Source organism: Paraburkholderia sp. RL17-347-BIC-D (assembly GCF_046027915.1).
GTDB lineage: Bacteria > Pseudomonadota > Gammaproteobacteria > Burkholderiales > Burkholderiaceae > Paraburkholderia.
In genome coordinates this window covers 1-26,412 of sequence record NZ_JARESS010000017.1, presented here as the reverse complement: position 1 = coordinate 26,412, position 26,412 = coordinate 1, and the positions used below count along the sequence as shown (strand labels likewise).

Below are 26,412 nucleotides of genomic sequence, written 5' to 3'. Positions count from 1 at the left end.
TAAGCATCGCCGTGTCGCAAAGGGGCGTCGAATGCCGGCGCCACAATCAGAAAAAAACAAGGCACCGTAACGAGGCTTGCAAGCAGGGTTACTGTGCGACGACGTAACCCCGCGCTTGCATGCACGCGCCATACGCGGCCCAATACTGTGTCATTGGCGGCTCGGGCGCCGGCAGAGGTGGCAGCTTCACACTGGATGCCGCAGCCATCTGCGCCTCGCTCGCAGCCGCCGTTTCCGAGGCGCTGTTGCCCGCGCTCGTCGCCGATGCCGCCGTGGCGGCCGTGGTCGTGGTGCCCGCCGAAGTCGCGCTCGCCGCCGTAGGCGCCGAGGCACCCTTCGTCGCCGTCGCCGCCGTAGTCTCTGCGGGCGCGCTCGCGCCCGGCGCGGCGGCGGCCGGCATGCTCGCGCCGATCGGCGCGGACGAGAAGGTGCTGGGCGGCAATGGCGGCCGCGACGGCACGCCGGTCGACGACGTCTTGGTGGCAGCCGGCTTGCGCGGTGGAATCTGCGGCTCGCGGACGATGTTGACCTTGGTCTGCTTGTTCGCCGTCGCGTAACACATCGCGGTATCGATGCTGCGCTGATAAGGGCTTTGACTTCGAATTGGATAGGTGAGTGGCTGCCATGCGAAAGCAGCACTGCTAAACACCAATAGCGTCAGTCCGGTATATGTTTTGATTTGCATCGCAGTCGCTCCCGCAGCGATGTTTCGCCTCTCGTAGGCATTCGCGCTTCGCGGTATGTTCTATGGCTGCTGTTCTGCCGCTGAACGGCGGCTCACTGCCGCGAAGGCTGCTTTCTTGAGCGTAACACCGTGTATTGTCAACGCAATACACTGGCATAGCGCGTGAAACCGCCATCCTGCAGTCGAATCAAGACAGATCGGCGTGAAATGGCGGAAAACGTAGGGAGTATCCCTGGGCGATGCGGCCGTGCCGGGCTGATTGGACGGATGCGCCGCCATGGACGTAAGGAGTCGGACATGAGGAAATGGCAGTACTGCTATCGAATGCTATTGCCGGTGGCATCCGTGCTGTTGCTGTCGGTGGCATGGCCGCTGCCGGGCGTGGCGAACGAGGAAACCGCGAACGCCAATGCGCAAGCCGCGGGTGAGCGGGCTCATTTCGCCCAGGAATTCTGTGGGACCTCGCCCGAACGTATTGGCGCGTACAAGGAGCGCCTGCGCAAGGTGCTGCATGACGCCAGCAACTTCGACCTGCAATGGCAGACCGGCTGGCGCCGCGGCGAGAAGGAAGGCATTCAGATGAACGCCATGCGGTTGCACGATCCGGCGGAATTCAAATCGAGAGTCAAGGCTGACTGCGAGCGGCTCAGGTGGATGGCGCAGAACGCCCTGCGGGCCCGTCCGCAGAAGTGAGGCGGTTATTTGCCCGCGCCGGTCTCTTCGACGCAACTCAGCACGAGTGTGCTGCCCGGCTCTGCTTGAGCGCTGAGCGCGGCGGTATGGAATTCGGTGCCGGTGCAAAACCATTCGGCGCGGAAGTCCGTGCGGCAGCGCACGGATGGAGTGCCTGTGGGTGCCTTGTGCAGCACGTACCGGCAGGTCTGCAGACCGTTGCACTGGCGGGCGAGGTCTGCAGTCGCGTTGCCTCGTGACGCGCCGCAGTTCTTGCCATAGGTTCCCGACACGACTTTGATCTCGCGCGCCTCGGCGCTCGAGCTTGCCACCGCGGCGAGCAGGGCCAGGATCGCGCAGACACTGCGAATGGGGTCGGCGAAAACGGCGGATTTGTATCGACGGCGCATAGGCGACTCTCTCCATCTGCCAACAGCGTGCAAACAAATCTCAACCACAAGTGAACGGCTGACCATCCTCATCGGCTAGCCGCTTTAGTACGTTGGCGACCACCCGGTCGCAATGCGCACCACCGAATTCGAAGACGTCGCGCTCGGCGAGATCGATCTCGTGCGCCAATGATTCGCGGAGCAGGCTCTTGGCGCGGAAGTGCCGGCTGCGCACCGTCGCTTCCGGGATGTCGAGACATTGCGCGGTCTCCTCGACGCTCATTTCCTCGACTGAACGCAGCACGAACACAACGCGAAAGGCTTCCGGCAATTCGTCCAGCTTGCGCTCGAGCAATGTCCGCAACTCGGCGCGCGCGGCCGCCTTTTCTGGGGAATCGGAATCTTGCGCGATCATGGTATCGATATCGACGTGAGTGTTGGCGTCCACCATCGGAATCACGTTCTGACGGCGAGCTTCCCGGCGCAGGCGTCCATAGCATTCATTGAGCACCAGACGGGACAGCCAGGTGAGAAGCGTGGCATCGCCACGAAACCGGGCGATCGATCTGTAGGCCGATAGATACGCCGCCTGCAGCGCGTCTTCGGCTTCCGCCGCGTCACGCAGCGTGGCGCGCGCGAGACGATACAAGCGCCGGTTGTGCCGGCGCATCAGCAGTTCGAACGCCGAGCGATCTCCCGCGACGATGCGGCGGACTGTCTCACGTTCGTCGTCCGCGGCAAAGCTTGAACGTGCTCTTGCTCCGGCGCTTTCCGGCCGCGCGAACTGTCGGATTACTCACCGCTCTTGCCCAGCGCAGCCTGCAAATGCGCGGCGTGCTCGAGATGCGCGACAAAGGCTGGGCGCACCTTGACGAGCAGCGCCTTCAATTCCGCGTTCTGCGCGTCCGGAATCAACGTCTTGTCCAGCGCGTCGAGAACGTTCTCGTGATAGGTGACCTCGTGATCGATATACGCCTGGTCGAATGGCGCGCCCTTGAGCGACTTCAGATTGGCCAGGTTCGCATCGCCGCCTTGCTTGAGACTCTGGCTCGTCGGATTGTCTTCCGGCGTCACGCCCAGTTTGTGCACAAGGTCGGCGGCGGCCTTGTTGACGCCGCTGTGATCGGTGACCATGCGTTGCGCGAACGCTTTGACATCTTTCGACTTCGTTTTCGATTCCGCGAGCTTGCCCGCGTCGATATCCACCTGACTGGCCGTCACGACGATGGCTGCGATCTGCGCATCGGTGGGACCGGCGCTCTGCGCCCAGCATGGAAGGCCGGTCAACGTGAGTGCGCTGAGCAGTGCTGCGCTGATCATCTTCATCTTGCGTCTCCTGAATAATGATGGCGAGTCCGGGTCGGTCCGCACGCGATCGGCGGCTGATTCGATCGTCAATATGGTGTTGGATGTCACGTGTGCGAGCCCCGTTCCCAGTTGTGGCTTGCGACGCGCGTGTCTTTGGAACGCTTGCGAATAGCGATGAAACGCGCGACATGGCTTCGCGGCGTCGGGACGATGTCGTGCGGGAGACAGTGCTGTGAAACAGCGGGGAAAAGGAGGCAAGCGTGCCCCCGAAGGGGCACGGAAGAATCGCTGACAGCTCTGGCGGTTTACGGAACCGGTGGGAAGTGCCGCTTGCCGGTGTCCATTCGCAAGCGCCGGAACCGCTCTTTCATGTGCTCTTCGTCAAAGTGCGCGAGAGACGGCTTGATCAGATCGCTGCGCGACACGATGCCGATCAGTTGCAACGTTGCGGAATCCGCAACCACCGGCAACCGTTCGAGACCATGCACCGCAAGCCGCGTTGCGACGAGCCGGCAGGTTTCACCGGGTAATGCAAAAGCGGGCGAACGCTGGCGCAATACGTCGGCGAGTCGCGAGTCGAGCGCATTTTGCGCGTCGCCATCGCGGATTTTCTCCAGCACCGCGCGATCGACGACGCCCACCAGCGCGCCCTGACGCACCACCGGATAGGCGCGATGTGTCTGCGTCGCGCCGAAGTACGTTGCCAGCGCTTCGGCCACGGACATGTCGGCATCGATTGTCTTGACCGTGCGCGACATCACCTCGTCGACATGGTGGCGCTCGAGTGGATCGACACCGTATTCCCGGTAAATGTGATAACCACGCCGGGCAATTTTCTCTGTCATGATGGAACGCTTCATGACGACTGTTGCGAACCCGTGCGCGATCAGCGTCGCGGCGAGCAGCGGCAGCAGTGCGTTACTGTCGTGCGTCAGGCCGAATGCGAACACGATGGCGGTCAACGGCGCGCCCAAAGTCGCGCCGAGCGTGGCCGCCATGCAGACGAGCGGCCACAGGGCGGGTTCGCCGCCCGGCAGCACATGGCCGAGCAAGACGCCGAGTCCCGCGCCCAGCATGAGCAATGGAGCAAGGACGCCGCCCGAAGTACCCGAGCCCAGCGCCACGACCCAGATGACAGCCTTCACGATGAGAATCGCCAGCGCGATCTGGATTGCAATGTGCTGATGCAACAGGTCGCCGATCACGTCGTAGCCGACGCCGAGCGCACGCGGTTCGAGAAAGCCGCCGATGCCGACGACGAGCCCGCCCAGCGCGGGCCACCACATCCAGTGGATGGGCAGCTTGCCGAACAGGTCCTCGACTTTATAAAGCGCGGCCGACAAACCCGAGGCGAGCGCACCGGAGAGCAGACCCGCGATGACGCAGGACAGCAGCGACAGCGCGCCGGGCGGCTCGGTTTCGAGCGGAAACAGCGGCCCGGTGCCGAAGAATGCCGCGCGCGCAAATCCCGCGACGGCACACGCGAGGGCGACCGGCAGAAAACTGCGCGGGCGCCATTCGAACAGCAGCAGTTCAACCGCCAGCAGGACGGCCGCCACCGGCGTGCCGAAGACCGCTGTCATGCCCGCCGCCGCGCCGGCTACCAGTAGCGTCTTGCGTTCCGCGGACGTGACCTTCACGCACTGCGCGATCAGCGAGCCCAGCGCGCCGCCTGTCATGATGATCGGGCCTTCCGCCCCGAACGGGCCGCCGCTGCCGATCACGATGCCGGACGACAGCGGCTTGAGAATCGCCACCTTCGGCGACATGCGGCTCTTGCCGAACAGGATGGCCTCGATCGCTTCGGGAATGCCATGCCCGCGAATCTTCTCCGAGCCGTAACGCGCCATTAGACCGACGATCAGACCGCCGATCACAGGGATGACTACCACCCAGACACCCAACGTGTTGACAGCGGGTGAGCGGTCCGCAAACGAAAATTGCTGGAAGAAAAACAGATTGGTGAATAGATGAATCAGGCTCAACAGCACGAACGCCGCGAGCGTGCTGAGAGCGCCGATCCCCGCGGCGAGCGCGGAAATGCCAGGAAGCCGCGCATTGATGGAAAAATCGCGCTTATGGGTATCGAGACTCATGGTGACTCAAATATCGATCTGGGGGACATTAAACGCGCCTTTGAGCGACTTCAGCTCGGCACGGTGCATCTCGGCGAGACGGGCGAGCACCTGCTCGCCCGCCTTCAACAGATGAACCTCGACCTGGCGGCGGTCCGTCTCACTGACCTTCCTGCGGACCAGATCGAGCGCCTCGCAGCGGGACACGAGCGCGACCACGCCGTGATGCTGCGCCTGCAGCCGTTCCGCAAGCTCGCCGACGGTCGCCCAGTCGCGCTCCGGATAACCCTTGATATGCAGGAGCAGCAGATACTGCAACGGCGTGATGCCTTCGCCCTGGGCGGCCTGTTCAGAGAAACGCTCGAAGCGCCGCATCTGGTAGCGAAACTCGGACAGTTGCTCGAAGTTCGCCTTGGTCAAGCCGCGCGTGAGTGTTTTCATCGGAGTGCCGTGGAGAAAGAAGTGAAACACGAATTATATCATGACGTGATATGTATGTCCGTGTTCGACCTCGATGTGTATGACGGTGGCTATGCCGTGGTTCGCTGCTTGGCGTAAGCCTGGCGATACAGTCCCGCGATGAGATCGGCCTGCGTGATCATTCCGGCAAGCCGCTGTCTCGAGTCCAGAACCGGGATATGGTGATGCCCGTAGTTCGCGAACACGGGCACCAGTTCGACGATCGGCGTCGTTGCGTCGACGGTACGGACGTCGACATTCATCAGGGCGCCGACCAGCGGCGCCGGCGTGACGCTGCGCCTGAACCAGCGCTGCATGGGAGACGACAGACCGGGCGCTTTGCCGAACGCGCGTTTGTCGACGAGGTCGGCGCGGGTCACGATGCCGATCACGTGCTGCTTTTCGTCAGTGACCGGAAGTGCCTTGATCTGGCGCTGCTTCAGCAGACTCCATGCGGCGGAAGCTCGCGTGGTGGCCGACACGGCGACGAGCGACCGCGACATGATGTCCGCGCAGGTCAGTTCATTGAACGTACGGGCGTAGGCCTGCAACTGAACATCGCGCAACAGAGATTCCAGATCGTCCGTGTCGATATCGAGCAATTCGCCGCGCCGGTTCAACACTGCTTCGAGGTCCGCGCGCGTAAAACCTTCATTCGACGCCGAAGCCGATGCGCCCGCGCCTTTGACCGAACTCGCCTGGGCGACGTGCGGGTATCGATGCCCGGTAGCAGCGTGATAGATGATGGCACCGCACAGCAGCGTCACCGACTGGATTGCAATCGGCTCGGCCACGAAGCGGTAGCCCAACGCGTGCACCGCCGGACCGCCGAGGACCGCGGTCAGCGCGACCGCGCCCGACGGCGGGTGAACGCAGCGCAGCGCAAACATCGCACAGATCGCCAGCGCGACGGCCAAGGCAGCCGCGCCCACTGGATCGGCGATCCAGCTTGCGCAGGCCACGCCGACTGTCGCGGAGACGATATTGCCGCCGATAATCGACCACGGTTGCGCAAGCGGACTGGCGGGAACCGCGAACAGCAGCACGGCCGAAGCGCCCATTGGCGCGACGAGAAGCGGAATGTTCGCCGCCGGTCCGAGAAGGACGTGCATGGTCCCGCCGGTGAATGCAATTCCGAGCAAGGCGCCGAGACCCGATCTCAGGCGCTCCGGCCACCGGACGGCAATGGGGTGGGGGGCGAAGCTGGCGAGCCAGCGGATGAGAGCGTAGCGGGACAAGGGTCGAATAGGAATTTGAGAGGGCGATATCACGTGGGGCGAGGCCACACTCCGGATTCCGCCGCGGGCCTTCGATCCGATTATATATCACTCCATGATATATGTGGTCACGCAAAGCGGCCTCTCGCCCTTACGGCGCGCTTCCTAACGTCAAGTCAGCCTCGCTGCTACCCAGCGACTGAAACAGCGCAGCCGTGTCGCCCAACCGGGCAGCCTGCGCATGCGTCTGGTCGAGAGCGGTCTGCAGCGCTTGACGTTGCGTGTCGAGCAGGCTGAACTGGCTGACGCCACCCGCTGAATACTGCGCGCGCGCAATCTCGAGGTTCGCTCGAGCCTGTCGCGCGGCGTCGTCGCGTGCATGCAACTCGTGCGCATCGTTATGTAATGCCGTCAGCGCATCTGCGACCTGTTGCAGCGCCTGAAGTACCGTTTGCTGATAGCTCGCAAACGCAGCGTCATAGGCGGCCTGGGCGGCACGTTTCTTCGCATGCAGTTCGCCGCCGTGAAAAATGGGCTGTGTCAGATTCAGGCCGATATTCCAGATGTTCAGGCCATTCACAATGTCCTGAATACTCGTGCGTTCAGAGCCGATTCCCGCCGATAGCGAAAACTGTGGATACAGATTCGCCGTTGCAACGCCCACGTTTGCGCTGGCCTGGTGCAATAGCGCTTCAGAGGCGCGGATGTCAGGACGTTGCCGTGCAAGTGTCGATGGCAGCGTCACGGGTATCTCAACCGGAAGGTGAAGCGAGTCCAGCGTGAGTTGATCGAAATCTGCTTTAGACGGGGCGTCGCCCACCAGGATCGCAAGCTGGTGATCCGCCTGCGCGAGCTGCGTAGCGAGTGGCGGCAGCGACGCACGCGTCTGCGCGAGCAACGTGCGCTGGCTGTTCACGTCGAGCTGCGACACACCACCGGCGGCAAAGCGTGCCTCCATGATGCCGAGTTGCTGCGCCTGTGCATCTGCAAGACGCTGCGTCAGCAAGACCTGTTGTTGCAGCGAAGCGCGCTGCACGGCCGTCGACACGACATTGCCCGCAATGGACAAGCGCGCTGCATCCAGTTGGAACGCCTCATAGTCGACCTGCGCCAACGTGGCTTCGAGCGCCCGGCGATTGCCGCCGAAAACGTCGAATGTGTAGGACACCATCACCGACGCATTGAATAGCGAAAACGGCCCGGGGTTCTCGACATTCGGAATGCCGAAAGCCGCGAGATCGACTTGTTGACGCATTGCCGAAATCTTCGCGTCGACGCTCGGAAATCGTGTCGCACCCGACTGGGCGTTATAGTTTTCGCGCGCCTCGATCAGCTTTGCGCGGGCTTGCGCCAAGGTAGGGCTTTGGCTGAGTGCCTGCTCGACAAGACGATCAAGCTGCGCCGAGTGAAACTGGCGCCACCACATCGGTAGCGGCGTGTCCGCCGTCGTGAAGGTTTGCGAGGAACCCTCTGTGCCGCCGGCCGATACCGTACGAGATGACTCGGCCTTGTGCGTGTAGGTTTGCGTGTCCGGCGCAGCGGGCGCGTGAAAGTCCGGTCCCACTGCGCAGCCGCATAGCACGAGTGAACACAGGAAAACGAGTTGCTTCATGATCGTGTCCCCCTAGTCGAGCGTGCGCCGGTAGAAGCGCAATGCAATGGCCATGACGATTGCCGTGAAGAGCGCCATTGGCCACACCGATGGCCACAGGTCGGCCCAGCCATTGCCCTTGAGCAAAATTCCGCGAATCAGCCGGTTGAAATAGGTCAGCGGCAAGAGGTTGCCGATAAACCGCGCCCATGCCGGCATGCCCGCGAACGGGAACATGAAGCCCGAAAGCAGGATGTTGGGCAAGAAGTAGAAGACGGTGAGTTGCATCGCCTGCAACTGGTTTTGTGCGAGCGAAGAAAGCGTGATGCCCACCGTCAGATTCGCCGCGATGAAAAGCAGCGCCGAGAGATAGATGGCCAGCGCGCTGCCGACAAACGGAACGTGGAAAACGTAGCGCGTCGCGGCAAGAATGATCGACGCCTGAATGAGCCCGATGACGACATAGGGCACGATCTTGCCGGTCATCACTTCGATTGGCAGAACAGGAGTGGCGAGCAGGTTTTCCATCGTGCCGCGCTCGCGTTCGCGAGTCACGGCGAGGCCGGTCATCATGACGAGCGTCATAGTCAGGATCACGCCCATCAGTCCGGGCACGACGTTGTATTGCGTCACGCCTTCGGGGTTGTAGAGATTGTGAACCTGCACGTCGAATGCGTTTTGCGTGCCGTTCAGGTGTGCGAGCGGACCCGTCAGATCTTTGTTCGCGACCGGCTGGACGAGTTTCGGCAGCGCGCTGACGGCGGTATTCGTTGCGGTGGGATCGGTCGCGTCGGCTTCGACCAGTAGTGACGGATGCTCGCCACGCAGCAGTTTGCGGGAGAAATCCACCGGCACGTTGAGCACGAATTGGACCTTGCCCTGAGCGAGCGCGCGGCGTCCGGCCTCCTCGTCAGGCAAGATTTCGACGATGTCGAAATAAGCGGAGTTCGTCATCGCCGCAACGAAGCTGCGGGAAAACTCGCTCTGGTCGTGGATGATGACGGCTGTCGGCAGATGCTTCGGGTCGGTATTGATAGCGAAGCCGAACAGTGCCAGCTGGATGATCGGTAACCCGACGATCATGCCGAACGTGACGCGATCGCGCCTCAGCTGAAGAAACTCCTTGAGAACGATGCTCCACCAGCGCGTCAAGGAGAAGACGGTGCGATTCCTCATGACGGCGCTCCGAAGTTGTCTTTCGAATGGCTCATCAGATAGATGAACACATCCTCGAGCCCCGTGCCGATCGGTTTGATGCGCAGCGAGGTTCCGACCACCGCTTGCCGCACCGCGGCTTCGAGCGCTTCATGATCGCGTCCGCTGACGTGCAGCGCGGAACCGAACACGACGGTCTGGTCAACGCCGGGCGTCGTGCGGAGCTGCTCGGATAGTTTGCTTAGGTGTTCGCCATGGATCGACCACGTCGAAAGGCCTTGTGATTCGATCACTTCGCTCGCGGTGCCGCGCGCGAGCATCTTCCCGTAAGCGATATAAGCGAGCTTGTGACAGCGCTCGGCTTCATCCATGTAGTGAGTACTGACGAGCACCGATATGCCGGTGGAGGCGAGGCGGTGCAGTTCTTCCCAGAAGTCGCGCCGTGCGGTGGGATCCACGCCGGCGGTGGGCTCGTCGAGCAGCAGCAGTTTCGGCTCGTGCAACATGCAGGCGGCCAGCGCGAGCCGCTGCTTCCACCCGCCCGACAAGGAACCGGTCAACTGGTTCGCGCGCGTTTGCAGGCCGAGCGATTCCAGCGAGCGATCCACCGCCTCGCGCCGGTTGCGCATCTGGTAGATGCGCGCGACGAAGTCGAGATTCTCGCGGATGGTCAAGTCTTCCCAATAGGAAAAGCGCTGGGTCATGTACCCGACGTTGCGTTTTATCTGCTCGCTCTCGCGCACGATGTCGTAGCCGAGGCAGGTGCCGCTGCCCGAATCCGGCGTGAGCAAGCCGCACATGAGACGGATGGACGTCGTCTTGCCGCTGCCGTTTGGCCCGAGAAAGCCGAAGATTTCGCCGCGGCCGACCTGCAACGAGACGTTGTTGACAACGTGCTTGTTGCCGAAGCGCTTGTTCAGGTCATGCACGTCGATCACGTACTGTTGGGTGTCGTCGTTCATTGCAGCACCACCGAGACAGGTTGGCCCGGATGAAGCTTCGTCGCGTCCGCAATCGACGGGTGGGCTTCGACCATGAACACGAGTTTGGCGCGGCTTTCGTTGCTATAGATGACGGGCGGCGTGTATTCAGCCTGATTCGACACGTAAGTGATCTTCGCTGGCACGTCAGCCGCGCAGCCGTCGCAATGCAGCGTCACGCCGCGATTGAGTGCTAGTTGCCCGACGATCGTCTCCGGAACGAAGAAACGCACCTTGACGTTCTTCGGCGGCAGCATCTGGACGACCGGACTGCCGGCGGGCACCCATTCACCCTGGCGATAGAGCGTGTCATAGACAAGGCCTTCTGATGGCGCGCTGACGCGTTTCTGATCGAGCTTCCATTGCGCCTGCGCAACCACGGCATCGGCAGCGGCTACCTGCGCCTCCTGTTCGACGATCTGTTGTGAACGGGCCGGCAGGCGAGCCACGTCGACCTGATGGGTGAGCTCCCGAACCTGTGCGGCGGTAGAGTCGGCATTCGCACGCGAATCGTCGAGTTGAGCTTTTGCGATGCCGCCCGCGCGATATTGGGCTTCGTCCCGGGTCAGTTGCAGCGCGGCCTTGCGGGCGTTGGCGACGGCCTCGGCCAGTTGCGCACGGTTGACGTCGACTTCGGGCACGCGCTTGCCGGTCCGGATGTCGGCGAGTTGAGCGCGGGCCGCCGCGAGTTGCTGCTGCGCCTGGGCGAGCGCGTGGGTTTCATCGTCGGCGTCAAGGGAAAATAGCGGGGCGTTCGCCTTGACCGTTTGTCCGCGAGAGACTGACAACGCCGTGAGCTTGCCGGCTTGCGAGGAGCCGAGGTAGACGAATTCACCTTCGACGTAGCCTTGGTAAGTCGCCGCTTCGTGCCGCGAGCAGGCCGATAACAGAGCGACGAGCAGCAAGGAAAGTGTGGCGCCGGCAAATCGTTGCGCTCGCGTGGGGTTAGACAAAACTCCCACCGAGAGGCGTTTATTTAGTAAGTCATCCATAATTAAAACCCTGTGGTGTCCCGATCGGAACACTGGACGGATCGACTCAACACGACGGAAAGCGCGCGATGAGTTCAATCTGCAGTCTCCGCGAGGGCGATCCGGCTGCCTTGGTGACTGAGCATTTCATGCCGGCGCGTCCGTTCGCGGACCGGACGCAGATCAAGTAGAATGGATACTATGCGAATTTGAATTCAAATTCAAACTATTTCTGGAATGTAAGTCTTCGACCATGCCGACCACCCCGAAAAAGACAGCCGCGACCCAGCCTAGACGGGCCTCGCGCCCTGACGGCGCGGCGACCCGTCAGCACCTGCTCGAGACTGCAGGCCGGGTGTTCGCCGAACGTGGTTTCGCGGATGCCACCAGCAAGGAAATTTGCGAACGCGCGGGCACACCGATGGCGTCGGTGAACTATCACTTTGGAAGCAGGGAAGCGCTTTACGAAGCAGCGCTGGTCGAGGCGCACCGGCAAGTCGTGGGTCTTGACGAGCTGGCCGCGCTTGCTGCGGGCCTCGACGATCCCAAGGATCAGTTGCGCGCGGTCCTTTCGCGTTTCGTCGGTCTTTCAACGAACGCGGGCACGCCTTGGGGCTTTATGCTGATGCTGCGCGAAGTGCTGTCACCGTCGAAAGCCATCCCGGCGCTCATCGAGAAAGCGGTGCGTCCGAAGGCCGCATTCCTGCTCAAGGTGATCGGCGGCGTGCTGGGGCTGGACCCGACCACGCCCGTGGTTCAGCGGGCTTTGATGTTTTCAGTGTTGCCCTGCATCGCCATGATGATCGCGCCAAAGCAGATGCAGTCCGCTCTATTGCCCGCTATCGCCAAGGACAAGGATGCGCTTGCAGAGGATTTTGTGCGATTCGTGCTCGCGGGTCTCGATGCGATCGCACTCGCTCATCGTTCGGAAGCCAAGTGAACCACGACTATATTTCGACCCGGCTTATCCAAAGACAATGCGCGCCGCACATCTGCGAGGGTGGCCAGTAGACAGCAATGAGAGACACCCGCTTATGCGAGGTTAGCGAGGACCTCGATGGTTTTCAATGGCTCGGTGAGCATACAGTGATGGCCGGTATCAATGACGGCTGTCTGAACGCGCGGATCGCTTTTGAACTTTTCATAGAACTGTGTGAATGGAGTCGCATTCCACCCCGAGCAGTACACGTATCCGACGGAAATGTCCTGGCGTAGAGGCCGGGCCCGCACCGGTTCATAGAAAGTTTGCCATGGTTGATGGGCGAGGCGGGGCGTCACGAATTCGGCGAGTGTCGGGGCGGTTACGCCAAATACTTCCGGTGGGATTGGAGGAATTGAATTGTCCTTTTTTACAAACTCATCGAACTGGGCGCGCATCTCGGCCGGGACATAGTCAACCAGAGATTTTCCGTCTTCGGGTACAAAGGCGTCCAGGTAGATCAGCGATTTGATCTTGTCGGGGATTCGTGCGGTCACACCAGTGATGACCATACCGCCATAGCTCCATCCAACCAGGGTGACGGAGCGCAGGCCTTCCATTTCGATATGAGCAATCACGTCGTCGATGTGGCTATCAAGATCTGTGTCGCCGGTGCCATTGTGGCGACGCTCGCCGAGTCCGGTCAGCGTGGGTGCGGTCACGGCGTGTCCTAATTCGCGTAAGCCTGGAATCACATCGCGCCATACCCATCCACCATGCCACGCGCCCGCGATCAATACGTAAGTATGCTTGGCGTTTGAATTCATACTAAAGTCGCTCCAGAATGATTGGCCTTCAGCTCGCAAACGAGCCTCAAATCATTGAACAGTTGGACAAGTGCCAATATTCCCTTGTAAGCAGCGTTCAGGCATAAATAGTTACTTTGGCTCTGGTGACGGCCGTGATTACGCTGTAGAAGATGGTGTATCTGGAACGACCGACGCTATGCGCCGCGGCCGATGAGGCCAAACAATAAGCCTACAACTTCATACGTGGTGGTGACACTACATAATCATGTAATGCACGACATGGCTCCTCACGCTTCCGGACGACGATTCCGATGACTATAATTTCTCATCGGCACGCCCTTTGAGCAGCACATTTAGCGGGCCTACTGCAGATCGACTGTACCGAAGTTAGGAGAGGTTTTTACCTGACCGCAGAGGGGTTCTATGGAATCCGAAAACGAACTGGTCTATCTGGCGGACGACGACAGTCGGGTGCGAGAAGCACGCTCTGCACTATTGCGCACAAACGGAACGAACGCTCAGGCATTCAACTACGGTCTTGCCATAAAGGGCGGGGCAGTTGATTTCCTCACAAAGCCTTTCGATTTGGTATCACCGAATACACCGTGCAAATGCATCGCGGCCACATCATGAAAAAAATGCAGGCGGATTCATTTGCGACTCTTGTCAGGCAGGCAAGCAAACTCCAACTCAAAGCCTCGTCGATAACCACGTTCGATGCCTGACGCCAACGCCAAACCTTTGTGAGACTCCATGGCCCGGAGGAAAGAAATGCTCGCGCCTCCGGTTCGAACCGTTGCCGTGATTGATGATGATCGGCGGGTTCTGACCTCTCTAGCGAACCTGTTGGCCTCAGGCGGGTATGGAACACGGCTCTACGAATCGGCACAAGATTTCTTTTCCGACGGCTACGTGGGTCTGTTATGCGTTATAACGGATTTGGGAATGCGGCCCATCGACGGCTTGCAAGTGCTCGAGCGTGTGGTTCATTCTGGCGCAGCAATGCCCGTCATCATTATTACCGGCAAACCGGGCGAGCATACTGAAAACTACTATCAGCAGAGAGGCGCACTAGGCTTCTTCAGAAAGCCTGTCGATGGGGACGCGTTGCTGGACCTGCTCGACAGCATCGCCTGAAGGCGTCGGTGGTCGGTCCACCTCTGCCTTAGGACGAGCGCTGCCAGATTTGCAGGCGCCGGCAAGTTGTTTTGAGCGGGACGTGTCGCGCTCGAAGAGAAAAAACTACTGCGCACCCCACCTTGAGTCAGTACAGTCGACGAAAATCGAGGCGGCATGCGGCAGCTGAACCGGTCTCAACAGACGATAGCCGCGGCCAGGTACGGATACCAGCAACTTACGATCCTCGCCCATCATTTTACGAATCCAGCAGATGTGCACGTGAAGATTGTTGTCCACGACTATGGTGGTCGGCCACACCTGATCTATCAGCTTCTCCTTTGTCACCAATGCGCCGTTTGCTTCGATAAGGACGAGAAAAACATCCATCGCTCTGCAGCCAAGCTCGACAGGCGAGCCGTCGACGAATATCTCTCGCCGGTCCGGGAAGACAGTCAGATTTCCAATGCGAATCATTGCTTAAATATCCATTCGTTTGAGGCCGCTGTATTGGGACAGTAACCGGCGCAGACCGGCGACTGCGATAGCAGCGTTGAAGTCATCGAGCCGTGGTCGCTCCAGTGTTCTACCTGGTTTCGATGGTAGTTGGCCGTATGTCTGACCGCTATTACATGAATCTGGAGTCAAGTCTGTTTTTGTCGACGAGGCTCTGTGGTTGAAGCGACGGAGGGCATTGGAGCAGGCGGCGGACGCATGGCGAAAGTCGCCCGGTTGCACTATCTCGCGCCCACCTCCGGTTGGGAAATCGGGACAGGCAAGACGGGGAGGACGACGCCGAAGGTCGCTCCGTAGCCCTCGTTATTGGAGGCGGTAAGCCGACCCTCATGAGCCTCGATAATGGAACGGGACACCGCAAGTCCGATGCCCATCCCCTTGCACTTGGTCGTGACGAATGCGTCGAATATGCTGTCGTCGTCGTCGACGATGCCCGAGCCGTTATCGATGACTTCGAGCAGTATGGACCGGTCGTCAACCGGGCTCGCGGCAATCAGAATCCTGGGTGTGCGTCCCGAGTTCTCCGTGGCCTCTATGCCGTTCGTGATGAGGTTAAGAAGGACCTGCTGAATCTGTATCTGATCGACGAACACTGGAGGCAGGCCATCGGGCAAGTCGAACTCGATGTCGGCGCTACGCCTGGTTTCGTCTTCCCGTAGCAGACGGACGGCTTCGAGGACCATGTCTTTCACATTCCGTTCCCGTTTCTGGAATGTTTGCCGCTTGAACAATGCGCGGATGCTTTGCATCGTCTCGTCCGCGGAACGGGCATCTCGAACGACGCTTTCCACGGAAACCCTGGCTTCGCCTAAATTGGGCGGAGACGCCGCGAGCCACCGTTTGCAAGCCTGCGCATTGGCGATAACGGACGTGAGCGGCTGATTGAGTTCATGTGCGATCGACGCCGAGAGTTCCGCGACCGTGGCAATCTGGGTTGCACGCGCGAGTTCAGCCTGAGTCTGTCTGAGCCGGTCCTCCGCGCGCTTGCGCTCGTCGATATCAAGACTGAGCCCATACCATTGAACAATGTTGCCGTCGGCGTCTCTCATTGCTTCGGCAGTGTTCTGGTACCAGCGATAGACGCCGTCTTTTCGGCGAAGCCGCGCAACATGGCAGTACGGTTCGCCAGTCTCGATCGAGTGTGTCCACGCCTGAAGCAGGCTGTCCAGATCGTCAGGATGGAAGGTCTTCTGATAGCCGAGGTTCTCGAGTTGTGAAATATCCAGGCCAACAAATTCGGAGGTCTTCCGATTGACGTAAGTGAGCCTGCCTTGTGGGTCATTGCACCAGAGCATGGCCGGGATGGTCTCGATAAGCTCGTGTAGTTGGTGCTCCCGCTGTTCGAGCACTGCTTCCGTTTGCTTGAGATCGTTGATGTCCGTACATACGCCGTACCAGTGCAGGATCTGTCCGCTCTCGTCGCGAAACGGTTCGCCGCGAGCGAGATACCAGCGCAGTTTCCCATCGGCGCCCGTCACCTGGTACGTGTCCTGATAGGACGCACCTTCCTGGACAGCTTGCCTCCAGCGCGAACGGACGCGAAGGCGGTCAGCTTCGGGGATTAGTTTAAGTAACATTTCTCTGTCGAATTCTTCCTCGCCCTTGCCCATGAACTTCAGCATTTGTCGATTCCACCGGTCGACATCTCCTTGCGGTGTGGCGCGCCAGATCATCACGGGCAATGCGTCCACGAGCCTTCGCAAATTAAGCTCTTCCGAGCGAAGAGCCTCCTCGGCTAACTGCCGGTCGTGGATATCCGTCGAAAGCCCATACCAATTCAAAATGTCACCGTTGGCACCCCGCATAGGTGCGCCTTTGCATTGAAACCATCGATACGTGTCGTCGGCCGCCCGGAGCCGATAGACCCAGTCAAAAGGCCTCCCGCTATCGATGGAATCCTGCCAGGCTTCAACGGTCGACGCGGAGTCATCCGGGTGCACCAGGTGAAGCCAGCCGTTCGCCACCAAATCATCGAGCTGTAGCCCGGTGTAGTCTTCAGTGCGCTTGTTGGCGTATTGCAGGCGGCCATGGGAGTCCGTACGCCAGAGCAGGCCCGGAACGGTTTCCGCCAGCCAGTTCAGTTGAACCTCATTTTCGCGGATGACCTCTTTAGACCTGTAAAGATCGTCAATGTCGATGGTCACGGCATACCACTTGTAAACGCTTCCGTCATCATTGAAGTAAGGGATCGAGCGCGCGTGGTGCCATCGATAGTTACCGTCGCGGTCTGCCCATCGATAGGTCGTATCGTGCGCGCTCTTTTCCCGAAGAGAGCGACGATGGCCCGCCTCTATCCGGTCGCGGTCATCGCGGTGAATGAAACTCAGAAAGCCGAGATTCTGTATGCCCTCAAGCGTCGTTCCCGTTTCCTCGAGAATCTGCTGACTCACGTAGTCGAACTCGTGCTCTGTCCGGGTAGCGAAGCGGCCGGGTAATCGATCGAGGAGTTCTCGGGCTTCTTTCTCACTGGCCGCCAATGCCTGTTGAGCCTTGATGGTCTCCTCGATTTCTATTCCGACGAGGTACCAGTTGATGACGTCCCCGCTCGACGAGCGTGATGGCTCGGCGAGAAGACGCTGCCAGCGGTATATGCCGTCGCGCTGCAGCATCCTCACGGCAATGTCGACCGGTTCACGCGCGGCAATGCACGCATTCCATCGCTGTCGTGCGGCGGGCAGGTCATCGGGATGAATGTAAGCCATCCATCGGTCGCCGACTATTTCCTCCATCGGTCGTCCCAACGCGGCGACGCCGACTTTATTCACATAGACAAGCTCGCCGGTGGGTCCACCGACACATACGCATGCCGGCACACTATCCACAATGCGCCGATAGGTTTCCTCTTCGATTCGAAGCAGGGATTCAGCGGTCTTCCGGTCGTGTATGTCCCAGCTCACACCGATCCATCGCAGTAGCCGTCCACTTTCGTTTTTTATCGTTTTGACACGGCAGAGAAACCACCGGTACTCGCCGTCAGTACGTCGGAGTCGAAGCTCGAGCTCTCCCATGTCGTTTCCGGCCAGAAGCGCCCCCCAGTATCGGTCGTTTGTCTGCAGGTCGTCAGGGTGGATTGCGGCTCGGAAAGAGTCGCAGTGGTGTGCTTCCTTTATGCCTGTGTATTCGCACAGGCTGGGGCTCAGGTATTCGATGTGACCAGTGGGCAGCGCGGTCCACACATGGCCGGGAAAAAGACTGCTAATACTTTGAAGTGTCTGGTTCAGTTGGCGGAGTTGCTCATCGAACTGTCCATCCTTCGATCCGGCCGTTGAGTCAGGCTGCGGGGGGCGCCGGGAGGCCAGCTCGGCACAAAGCCATGCCGCCGCGATTGCGACCGCGGAATGGGTGATAGAGCCGGAGTCAAGCGGAGGGTGACCGGCGGTGAATGCCATTCCGGCTATCCCAAGCGAGGCGAACCCAGCGGCCAGACGCCCGAAACTCCTGCCGAAAAAGTGCGCGATCAGGACAACAAAGAGGAGGCTGAGGATGCCGGAAATCGGTTCTAGTAACCCTGCGATGCTTGACGCACTGGATATGGCGACGCTGAGGGCAATATCCCGAGACGAGCGTGGTATCAACACGGTAAGCATGTCAACCTCCGAGTTCGTCGGCGCATTGGACGGTGGTACTTTTGCATGTCTCCGCCCATGGCAGGATCTTCCAGCGCAATGGTGCCTTGCGCAAATTGAGCGGGGGGTGTCGTCGGTTGTTTTATGTAGTACGTGCGAGGCCTGGTCGCGCGCAGTGCAGTGCGCACGAATCGGATACGAGGAGACAGCGATCCGTCATACCATAGCGAATCGCTGCTTGCATTTGGGGATCAAAGCTTTTCGAAGACGCGGTTTGGAAGAGCATAGTGGGCTGATAGCAATGACGTGTTTCCGAGTGCGCCGCATCGGGATTTCCAATCAAGCGGACAAGGTGGAACGCTCAGCCTACAATTTCATATACGGCGCTGACATTACATAATCATGTAATGCACGATGCGGCTCCCTACGCTTCCGGGCAACGATTCCCACGGCTATAATTTCTCGTCGGCACGCCCGCCTGAGAGGCACATTCTGCGCGTCTATCGCTGATCGACTGTACCGACGTTAGGGGAAGTTTGCCTGACTACAGGGGGTTCCATGGAATCCGCAAACGAACTGGTCTATGTGGTGGACGACGACAGCCGGGTGCGAGAAGCACTCTCTGCGCTGCTGCGCGCAAACGGAAGAGACGTCCAGGCATTCAGCTCCGGTGGAGAGTTTCTGGACAAACCGCATCGAAATGTGGTGGCATGTCTGATCCTGGATATGAGAATGCCTGGCATGAATGGCCTGGAAGTCCAGAAGCTTCTTCGCATGGACTCTCCGATTCCGGTCATTTTCATTACCGGAATGGGAGATGTGCCGTCCGTAGTTCTTGCCATGAAGGGCGGGGCTGTCGACTTCCTCACCAAGCCTGTCGATGAAGATGCATTGATGCGCGCGGTCGACGCGGCTCTCGCGAGAGCATACGTTCTTCGCGAGGAAGCGCAGAATGCAGCGACGCTTCAAGCGCTCTATCAATCGCTGACACCTCGTGAGCAGGAACTGTTGCCGCTACTCGCAAGCGGTTTGCTCAACAAGCAGGTGGCGGCAACCCTCGGCATCACTGAATACACCGTGCAGGTGCATCGCGGCCACATCATGAAAAAAATGCAGGCGGATTCGTTTGCTACTCTCGTCCGGCAGGCCGGCAAACTGCAACTCGAAACGTCGTCGACAACCACGTTCGATGCCTGACGCCTGATGCGTGTTAGCACCGACCCGATACGGAAATCTTGCGGCCACCAAAACGCCCGAACGTCGCAGCGTCGGCGGCCCATCCTTCGGATAGGATCAAAAAACGCTAGCCTGGCCGTACAGTCTCACGCGTTCGCACGTCCGCGTGATCCGGTCTCGCGCATGAACATCGCAAGCACCATTGCGAGCACGATGCCACCGAGCAGCCACGAGCCGGCTGCGCGGAACACCGGCAGATCCATTGCGCCGCCGCTCGCGACGTGGGCAAGCAGCTTGCCGTACGCGGGCGTGAGCAAGGCGCTGAACGTGAATACCAGGAAATTGATCGCGCCGCTGGCGCTGCCCTTCACGTTGTCCGGATTGACTTCCTTGATGACCGTGTAGGGCAGCATTGCCGCACCGGAGCCGATGCCGAGGAGCAGCCCGAGCACATAAGGCGGCGCCACACCGGCTGGCAGATAGAAAATGCCCGCGCCCGACACAAGCATCAGCAGTGCGCCGGCAATCAACACCGGCTTGCGACGCCCCAGACGGTCAGACAGGTAACCTAACAGCGGGCAGCCGATCACCCAGCCGAGCGGCACCATGCTCGCACGATTGACGGCCTCCGCATAGCTGACGTCGAGACCGTTGTGCAGGAACGGAATGCCCCAGATCATGTCGCCGATCGTAGTCGGCAGGAACAGCAAGCCGGCGCAGAAACCGCAGAGATACGACTGCGGATTGGACAGCACTTCCTTGTACGGCGCGAACATCTTTATCCATGAGCCCTGGTTGGCTGGGCTGTCGTCATGGACTGCGGGCGTCGCGAAGAACACCAGCACGGCGATCAAAAGGATGACAAGGCCGGACAGCCACCAGAACTTTTGCCACGTGATGAGGCCGTGAATCAGCGGGGCAACGGCGAACTGCCCTGCGGAGCCGCCCAGCATGCCGAAGCATTGAGTGAATCCCACCGCCGTCGCAAGAGAACGCGGGGGAAAGCCGTGCGTGGCGAGATACACCGCGCCGATGAACCCACACGCCGAACCCGCGCCTTGCAGCAGGCGGCCGACCTGCGCCGCCTCCACGCTGCCCAGACCGAACAGCGCCGCGCCGACGGCAACGAGAACGATGCCGGCCGGAATGACGGCCTTGCCGCCGAGTCGATCGAGCAACGCACCGCAAACGATCGAGAACAGCGCATAGGTGTAGTAGTACAGGCCGACTAGCGCGCCCACGCCCAGCGCATCGCGGGCGAACGCCGCACTCAGCTCGGGTATCATCACGCCCGGCGCCGAACGCAGCATGTACTGCATGAAGTAGAACGCGGCACAGAAAAGCCAGGCGATGACGAAACCCATGTGGATGGGCTGGCGGTGTGATGCAACATTGACGGTGCTGACGGCCTTGCTGGACATGGTTCGATTTCCGTTGAGTTTTGCGGACCGCGTTACCGGAACAGGTTGACCTTTGCGAGATCGATGAGCTGCTGGCCCCGACCGTCCATGACGGCACGAAGCATGAACAGCCCAAAGTGGTAGGCCTGATCAGTGGTGGTCGCGGGAGGCATCACGAGCTCCTGACGCGCGCTCACTACGTCGACGAGAGCCGGGCCCGGATGGGCGAATGCTTCGGCTAGGGCGCCTTCCAGCTCCGCAGGATGCTCGACGCGCACGCCTTTGATTCCTATCGCGTTGGCCATCGCGGCGAAGTTCGGATTTTTCAGGTCACATCCCGTATCGATGAACCCACTGGCCTTCATCTCCATTTCCACGAAGCCGAGTGTTCCGTTGTTGAGCACGACGACTTTGACCGGCAAACCGGTTTGAATCAGCGTCAGGAACTCGCCCATCATCATGGTGAAGCCGCCGTCACCCGACATCGAGATCACCTGTCGGTCCCTGAAAGCAGCCTGCGCGCCGATCGAGTGCAACAACGAATTGGCCATCGAACCGTGGTTGAACGAACCGACCAGTCGTCGTTTGCCGTTCATCTTCAGATATCGTGCGGTCCATGCGATGGGCGTGCCGACGTCGCAGGAGAAGATCGCATCTTCGTCCGCGAGTTCGCTGACGAGCCGCGTCACGTACTGCGGATGGATCGTGCTGCTGCCCGCTTCCGGCTCCGCCAGCGCATCCAGACTCTGGCGAGCCTTGCGATAGTCGTCGAGTGCGCGATTCAGAAAGCTGCTGTCGGTTTTCTGCTGAATTTTCGGAAGAAGTTCATTGAGCGTATCCTTGACGGTTCCCAATACGCCAAGCTCTATCGGGCATCGATTGCCGAGCGCTTCCGCCCTTGTATCGACCTGCGCGATAGTCACCTTCTCCGGGTAGAACTGTCGATAAGGGAAGTCGGTGCCCAACATCAGGAGCATGTCGCAACTCTTCATCGCGGAATAACCAGAAGCGAAACCGACAAGGCCCGTCATGCCCACATCGAATGGATTATCGTATTCGATGTATTCCTTGCCTCGCAGCGAGTGCACGATCGGTGCTTGCAGTTTGCGGGCGAGTTCTACGACTTCCGCATGGGAATCCTTGCAGCCGGCCCCACACAGCAACGTCACTCGCGACGACCGGTTCAGCAGGCCTGCGAGTTCCGTCACATCGTCGTTTGATGGGTGAATCACCGGAGCGGAAGGCGCGCTCCAGGTCGGCACAGGTTTGGTGAGAGGTCCGAGCGCCACATTTCCAGGTATGACGACAACAGCGACGCCTTTACGCGCAACCGCTGTCCGGATGGCGCGGCCCAGAATTTGCGGCAGTTGGTCCGGGCTGGTGACGAGTTCGACGTAGTGGCTACATTCCTTGAACAGGATTTCGGGGTGAGTCGCCTGAAAATAGTCGATGCCGATTTCCGTGCTTGGGACATGCGCGGCGATAGCAAGAACGGGAACGCCGCTGCGTTGGCAGTCGAACAAGCCGTTGATGAGGTGCAGATTCCCCGGACCGCAACTTCCGCAGCACACTGCGAGCTGCCCCGTGAGATGAGCCTCGGCGCCAGCGGCGAAAGCCGCGCTTTCCTCATGCCGCATGTGAACCCATTCAATCGAACCATCCCGGCGCAGCGAGTCCGTGAATCCATTGAGCGAATCCCCCACGACACCGAACACGCGCTTCACGCCCGCGTTGACTAGTGCACCAACCATGTAGTCGGCAGCTATCGTCGCCATTTCACATCTCCATAGGTGAATGAATTACTACGAGTGCGATGCTTTCGCAGAGAGACCAAAGAGACACGTCCGCATGAGCGCGGTGCAATCACCCAGCCGTAGTGGCTGTTTTGGACGGTCCGCAGTGTCAGGTCCTTGATGTTAGTGAGCGTGGCGAAGCGCGGCTATTACATGAATCTGGAATCAGCCTGGACAGGCTATTGGCGCTCGACACTGATTGAGTTACGGCAGGACACCGGAACAAGATTCGGATTACGTAGATATGAAATACGTTGGCCGAGCATGACGTCATCGTTGTTGACGCAGAGCCGGATTTGACCTGTCAGACTGTTTCCTCCACGGGGGTAGCGTCCATGACGGTAGCCAGAATCATCGCTTCGACGTTTCGTGGGGCAGGTCGGCCACGCCTGGGTCGATACACGGCATCGCCGGTTGCAATGGTCTGGCCGCTCAGTGCGCAAACCCCGGCTTTCCTCGCGATGCAGCGCCGCCATGTCTGTTCGCCGTAGCAGCAGGAGGTCGCGTCGCTCCACGCAATGGTTGCCGAGATCTGTCCATTGCGCTCCAGAATCCGGATCGCGCATTTCGAAAACTTGCCTTTGCCGCACATCGGGCGCGCGCGACTGGACACAATGGGCCGTTGCATTTCGCTTTCGTTCGAGAGGCGCGCCGTCGCGGACTGCCACGTTCTGTCTTCTTCAAAGGGCGCTTGCATGATGCGGTTCCTCGATTCTCATTAGACAAAAAGATGCCGTGCGCAATCAATGTGACGTGCCGGATTCTCGAGCCAACATTCGACCCCGGCTTGATGATAGTCAGCGCAATTGCGGGCCGCTACTACATGAATGTGGAGTGCGTCAGGGTTTGACCAGGAAGAGGAGTCATGGCGGCGACATTACATATTCATGTAATGCGGAATACCTTTTTCGGCGTTATTGTGACGGCTTGGTGCGCCTGCCATCTGTCGACGGGCGGCCCACAGGCTATGATCTTGAAAGGTGCGCTGTCAGTTTCTTCAGAAGGCCTTTGGATGAAGGCGCTTTGTTGGAAATGCAAAGCAAGCGTCACATCTCCGGTGCGCCCGAAGCCGTTTCCCTCACTGCCCAAAACCCGAAATCCGAGGCGAGACGCATCGGCGTATCTGCAAGGCGTAACATTGATTTCAACCATAGAGACGACTTTGAAACGACACATGCCACTAGCCAGAGGCAGATGTTCAAAGCGTGCAATCGGCGCGGCCGCGATTGCCGCGATTCCGATGTCAGGGTGCGCAAATTCGCCATCCATTGGCGTGCTGGGCGCGTACTTTCCCGACTGGCTGTTCTGTATCGTCGCGGGCGTCGTGCTCACGGTCGTCATCTATCTGATCCTCAAGCGCTTACAGGCCGACAATCTGATGGGACCTTCCGCCGTGGTGTATCCCACGCTTGTCGCATTCCTCGCGCTCGCTGTCTGGTTGATGTTCTTCCAACATTGAATTTTTGTCGGGTGGATGAATGGCGACCCCAGCCAGCAGGACATCGAAGAGAAAATGGCCGGCCATCGTGATGGTCGTGGTGACACTGTTGCTGCTCGTCTACGTCATCCGGGTGTGGGACCGGGCGCCTCGCACCGACGACGCCTATGTCTACGCGGATACGATCGACGTCGTGCCCGAAGTCAGCGGCCGCATCGTCGAGTTGGCCGTGCGCGACAATCAGGCGGTGAAGCAGGGCGATCTGCTGTTCCGTATCGATCCGCGCCCGTACCAGGATGCGCTCGCGCGGGGCCAGGCGTCCCTCGTCGCGCTCGACCGCCAGATCGAGCTGACCCAGCGCACGGTCAATGCGCAGCAGTACAACGCGCAGTCGGTGCGTGCGGCCGTCGAGCGCGCGCGAGCCGTAGCCGGCCAGGCGTCGGACACGCTGCACCGCATGGAGCCGTTGTTGTCACACGGTTATGTGTCGGCGGAAGACGTCGACCGTGCGCGCACCGCGCAACGCTCCACGCAGGCCGAACTCAGCGCCGCGCAATTGCAGGCGCAGCAGGCGGCGGCTGCTGTGAGCGGCGTCGATGCGCTGGTCGCGCAACGCGCCGTCGTCATGGCGGAGATCGCGACGGCCGAACTGAATCTGGAGTATGCGACGGTGCGAGCACCGTTCGACGGACGCATCGTGTCATTGAAGACATCGACCGGCCAGTTTGCCACGGCGCTCAAACCGGTCTTCACCTTGATCGATACGCGCCACTGGTACGTGGTCGCGAATTTTCGCGAGACCGAACTCAAGGGCGTCAGGGCGGGGACGCCTGCCACGGTCTACCTGATGAGCGATACGGGCCAGCGTTTCCAGGGCAGCGTCGACTCGATCAGCTATGGTATCGCGCCCGATGAAGCCGGCCTTGCATTGCCCGGCGGATTGCCGCGCATTCAACGCACGCTTAACTGGGTGCATGTATCGCAGCGCTTCCCGGTGAAGATCCGCATCGACAAGCCGAACCCGGAATTGTTTCGCGTCGGTACGTCGGCGGTGGCCGTGCTGGAACCCGGGCACGACGACGACGGCGAGCGCCATTGAGGAACCCATGACCGCCGCCGACTATCTGCCCGTCACGCTGCGCGATGCAGGCGCTTTCCTGATGCGCGAGCTTGCGCCGTTTCCAGGGCGTCTGAACGTCATGTTGCGTTCCATGCTGACGAGCGCCATCGTGATCGTCGTGTCGATGGCGCTCGAGGTGCCCGAACTCGCGTTGTCGCTACTCGTGGTGTTCTATGTCACGCAGTCGAACGTGGTGGTCACGCGGCTGGTCGGCGTGATGTTCATGGTCGGCTCGACGCTCGCCATCGGCCTGTCGATCCTGCTGTTGAAGTTTACATTCGACTATCCGTTGCTGCGCATCGTCATCGCGAGTCTGATGTTCTTTGGCAGCGTGTACCTGCTCCGGGTGCTCAAGATCGGCGTGGTGTTTTTCATCGTCGCGATCGTCGTGATCTACGTGCAGAGTTTCGTGGACCAGACCGATCAGGCCGACCTGCTGATCCGCGCGGTGTTGTGGGTGTGGATCGCCGTCAACTACCCAATCGCCCTGACGCTCGTGGTCAATACCTTGCTGTTGCCTGCCGAACCGCAATTGCAACTCAAGGCGGAAATCCATCGGCAACTCGCGACGCTGGACGCGCGCCTGACGCAGCTGGTCGACGGCACCGCGAGCGCCGCGCCGATCACGCTGGCGGCCGTCCAGCAAGGCGCGCTCACCCTGCAGAAGCTGCTGCGGTTCACGACGATGCGTGATGCCCACTATCGCGAGCATCAGGCATCACAGCTTGCGTGCATTGCGACCGTGTCGCGGCTTTATCGTGGAGCGAGTGAACTGCCGCTCAGTTGGCCAGGCGTGTCGGCAGCGCAACTGGCGATGTTGCGCGAGTTGCGTGCGAACTGCCGCGCGCTCGATGACTCGGTCATGACTGGCGAGCCCTATCGCTACGTGAGCACGGCGACACCTGAAGAGCGCAATGCCGCCGACACGATTCCTGCTGCTGCCGAATCGCAGCGAGCGCTGCGCGCGTACGCCGATCTTGTTACAAGCGGTGCCGCTGCGGCCGGCAAGCCGCCCGCCAGCGAACCGATGGTCGCGCCCGACGCATGGACCAATCCT

Annotated in this window: 24 protein-coding genes and 1 pseudogene; 8 read left to right on the top strand and 17 right to left on the bottom strand. The window is 60.3% G+C overall.

Going from position 1 to position 26,412, the window contains the following annotated elements:
- Window positions 1–88: 88 nt before the first annotated feature.
- Window positions 89–685 carry a hypothetical protein gene (locus P0D96_RS22815; protein ID WP_132375911.1) on the bottom strand — a complete coding sequence of 199 codons (597 nt, stop codon included), beginning with the start codon at window positions 683–685 and terminating at the stop codon, window positions 89–91.
- A 345-nt stretch (window positions 686–1,030) separates the two neighbouring features.
- Here P0D96_RS22815 and P0D96_RS22810 point away from each other — a divergent pair, with 345 nt between their 5' ends.
- Window positions 1,031–1,378, top strand: a complete 348-nt coding sequence (locus P0D96_RS22810; RefSeq protein WP_408178799.1) for a hypothetical protein — start codon at window positions 1,031–1,033, stop codon at window positions 1,376–1,378.
- Between the two features lie 5 nt (window positions 1,379–1,383).
- On the opposite strand, the gene P0D96_RS22805 is transcribed toward P0D96_RS22810, so the two are convergent.
- The 10 genes from P0D96_RS22805 to P0D96_RS22760 all read right to left on the bottom strand — a co-directional run bounded on the left by P0D96_RS22805 (window position 1,384) and on the right by P0D96_RS22760 (window position 11,484).
- Window positions 1,384–1,767 carry a hypothetical protein gene (locus P0D96_RS22805; RefSeq protein WP_408315410.1) on the bottom strand — a complete coding sequence of 128 codons (384 nt, stop codon included), beginning with the start codon at window positions 1,765–1,767 and terminating at the stop codon, window positions 1,384–1,386.
- Window positions 1,768–1,807: 40 nt separating this feature from the next.
- Window positions 1,808–2,452 carry an RNA polymerase sigma factor gene (locus P0D96_RS22800; protein ID WP_408315502.1) on the bottom strand — a complete coding sequence of 215 codons (645 nt, stop codon included), beginning with the start codon at window positions 2,450–2,452 and terminating at the stop codon, window positions 1,808–1,810.
- Between the two features lie 86 nt (window positions 2,453–2,538).
- Window positions 2,539–3,072 carry a DUF4142 domain-containing protein gene (locus P0D96_RS22795; protein ID WP_408315408.1) on the bottom strand — a complete coding sequence of 178 codons (534 nt, stop codon included), beginning with the start codon at window positions 3,070–3,072 and terminating at the stop codon, window positions 2,539–2,541.
- 287 nt (window positions 3,073–3,359) lie between these two features.
- The gene (locus tag P0D96_RS22790; protein WP_408315406.1) at window positions 3,360–5,150 is read right to left on the bottom strand and encodes a chloride channel protein; all 1,791 of its coding nucleotides are present in this window, start codon (window positions 5,148–5,150) and stop codon (window positions 3,360–3,362) included.
- A 6-nt stretch (window positions 5,151–5,156) separates the two neighbouring features.
- A complete protein-coding gene (locus P0D96_RS22785; protein WP_012431895.1) occupies window positions 5,157–5,570 on the bottom strand; it encodes a MarR family winged helix-turn-helix transcriptional regulator in 414 nt (137 codons plus the stop codon).
- Window positions 5,571–5,659: 89 nt separating this feature from the next.
- On the bottom strand, window positions 5,660–6,826 hold the full coding sequence (locus P0D96_RS22780) for an HPP family protein (RefSeq protein WP_408178792.1): 1,167 nt from the start codon (window positions 6,824–6,826) through the stop codon (window positions 5,660–5,662).
- 130 nt (window positions 6,827–6,956) lie between these two features.
- Window positions 6,957–8,417, bottom strand: a complete 1,461-nt coding sequence (locus P0D96_RS22775; RefSeq protein WP_408315404.1) for an efflux transporter outer membrane subunit — start codon at window positions 8,415–8,417, stop codon at window positions 6,957–6,959.
- A gap of 12 nt (window positions 8,418–8,429) precedes the next feature.
- Complete coding sequence (locus tag P0D96_RS22770) at window positions 8,430–9,572, bottom strand: ABC transporter permease (RefSeq protein WP_408178790.1); 1,143 nt, start codon at window positions 9,570–9,572, stop codon at window positions 8,430–8,432.
- Window positions 9,569–10,513, bottom strand: a complete 945-nt coding sequence (locus tag P0D96_RS22765) for an ABC transporter ATP-binding protein (RefSeq protein WP_408315402.1) — start codon at window positions 10,511–10,513, stop codon at window positions 9,569–9,571. The genes P0D96_RS22770 and P0D96_RS22765 overlap by 4 nt, the downstream gene beginning before the upstream one ends.
- The gene (locus tag P0D96_RS22760) at window positions 10,510–11,484 is read right to left on the bottom strand and encodes an HlyD family secretion protein (protein ID WP_408315400.1); all 975 of its coding nucleotides are present in this window, start codon (window positions 11,482–11,484) and stop codon (window positions 10,510–10,512) included. Before P0D96_RS22760 ends, P0D96_RS22765 begins: the two co-directional genes overlap by 4 nt.
- Window positions 11,485–11,755: 271 nt before the next feature.
- Here P0D96_RS22760 and P0D96_RS22755 point away from each other — a divergent pair, with 271 nt between their 5' ends.
- The gene (locus P0D96_RS22755) at window positions 11,756–12,442 is read left to right on the top strand and encodes a TetR/AcrR family transcriptional regulator (protein WP_408315399.1); all 687 of its coding nucleotides are present in this window, start codon (window positions 11,756–11,758) and stop codon (window positions 12,440–12,442) included.
- 92 nt (window positions 12,443–12,534) lie between these two features.
- Here P0D96_RS22755 and P0D96_RS22750 read toward each other — a convergent pair whose 3' ends face one another.
- The gene (locus tag P0D96_RS22750; protein ID WP_408315397.1) at window positions 12,535–13,248 is read right to left on the bottom strand and encodes an alpha/beta fold hydrolase; all 714 of its coding nucleotides are present in this window, start codon (window positions 13,246–13,248) and stop codon (window positions 12,535–12,537) included.
- Window positions 13,249–13,841: 593 nt separating this feature from the next.
- Between P0D96_RS22750 and P0D96_RS22745 the strand changes: the two genes are divergently transcribed.
- Window positions 13,842–13,955 (top strand): hypothetical protein, encoded by a 114-nt coding sequence (locus P0D96_RS22745; protein ID WP_408178884.1) that lies wholly within the window; start codon window positions 13,842–13,844, stop codon window positions 13,953–13,955.
- Between the two features lie 46 nt (window positions 13,956–14,001).
- On the top strand, window positions 14,002–14,367 hold the full coding sequence (locus P0D96_RS22740; protein WP_408315396.1) for a response regulator: 366 nt from the start codon (window positions 14,002–14,004) through the stop codon (window positions 14,365–14,367).
- A gap of 105 nt (window positions 14,368–14,472) precedes the next feature.
- Here P0D96_RS22740 and P0D96_RS22735 read toward each other — a convergent pair whose 3' ends face one another.
- Complete coding sequence (locus P0D96_RS22735; protein ID WP_408315394.1) at window positions 14,473–14,823, bottom strand: winged helix-turn-helix domain-containing protein; 351 nt, start codon at window positions 14,821–14,823, stop codon at window positions 14,473–14,475.
- A 260-nt stretch (window positions 14,824–15,083) separates the two neighbouring features.
- A complete protein-coding gene (locus P0D96_RS22730) occupies window positions 15,084–18,449 on the bottom strand; it encodes a PAS domain-containing sensor histidine kinase (protein WP_408315392.1) in 3,366 nt (1,121 codons plus the stop codon).
- Window positions 18,450–18,986: 537 nt separating this feature from the next.
- Between P0D96_RS22730 and P0D96_RS22725 the strand changes: the two genes are divergently transcribed.
- A complete protein-coding gene (locus tag P0D96_RS22725; RefSeq protein WP_408315390.1) occupies window positions 18,987–19,625 on the top strand; it encodes a response regulator transcription factor in 639 nt (212 codons plus the stop codon).
- A gap of 125 nt (window positions 19,626–19,750) precedes the next feature.
- On the opposite strand, the gene P0D96_RS22720 is transcribed toward P0D96_RS22725, so the two are convergent.
- From P0D96_RS22720 to P0D96_RS22710, 3 genes are all read right to left on the bottom strand, one after another.
- Window positions 19,751–20,923: an MFS transporter gene (locus P0D96_RS22720; protein WP_408315500.1), complete on the bottom strand. Its 1,173-nt coding sequence runs from the start codon at window positions 20,921–20,923 to the stop codon at window positions 19,751–19,753.
- Between the two features lie 134 nt (window positions 20,924–21,057).
- Window positions 21,058–22,779: a ubiquinone-dependent pyruvate dehydrogenase gene (poxB, locus tag P0D96_RS22715; RefSeq protein WP_132375896.1), complete on the bottom strand. Its 1,722-nt coding sequence runs from the start codon at window positions 22,777–22,779 to the stop codon at window positions 21,058–21,060.
- Between the two features lie 322 nt (window positions 22,780–23,101).
- Window positions 23,102–23,494, bottom strand: coding sequence for a DUF3331 domain-containing protein (locus P0D96_RS22710; protein WP_408315388.1), 393 nt, complete (start codon window positions 23,492–23,494; stop codon window positions 23,102–23,104).
- Window positions 23,495–23,662: 168 nt separating this feature from the next.
- Here P0D96_RS22710 and P0D96_RS22705 point away from each other — a divergent pair, with 168 nt between their 5' ends.
- The 3 genes and pseudogenes from P0D96_RS22705 to P0D96_RS22695 all read left to right on the top strand — a co-directional run.
- Entirely contained in the window at window positions 23,663–24,256 is a 594-nt protein-coding gene (locus P0D96_RS22705) for a YtcA family lipoprotein (protein WP_408315386.1), read from the top strand.
- Window positions 24,257–24,275: 19 nt separating this feature from the next.
- Window positions 24,276–25,334: a multidrug transporter subunit MdtN gene (gene mdtN / locus P0D96_RS22700; protein WP_408315384.1), complete on the top strand. Its 1,059-nt coding sequence runs from the start codon at window positions 24,276–24,278 to the stop codon at window positions 25,332–25,334.
- A 7-nt stretch (window positions 25,335–25,341) separates the two neighbouring features.
- Window positions 25,342–26,412, top strand: a pseudogene (locus P0D96_RS22695) (FUSC family protein); the annotation flags it as partial.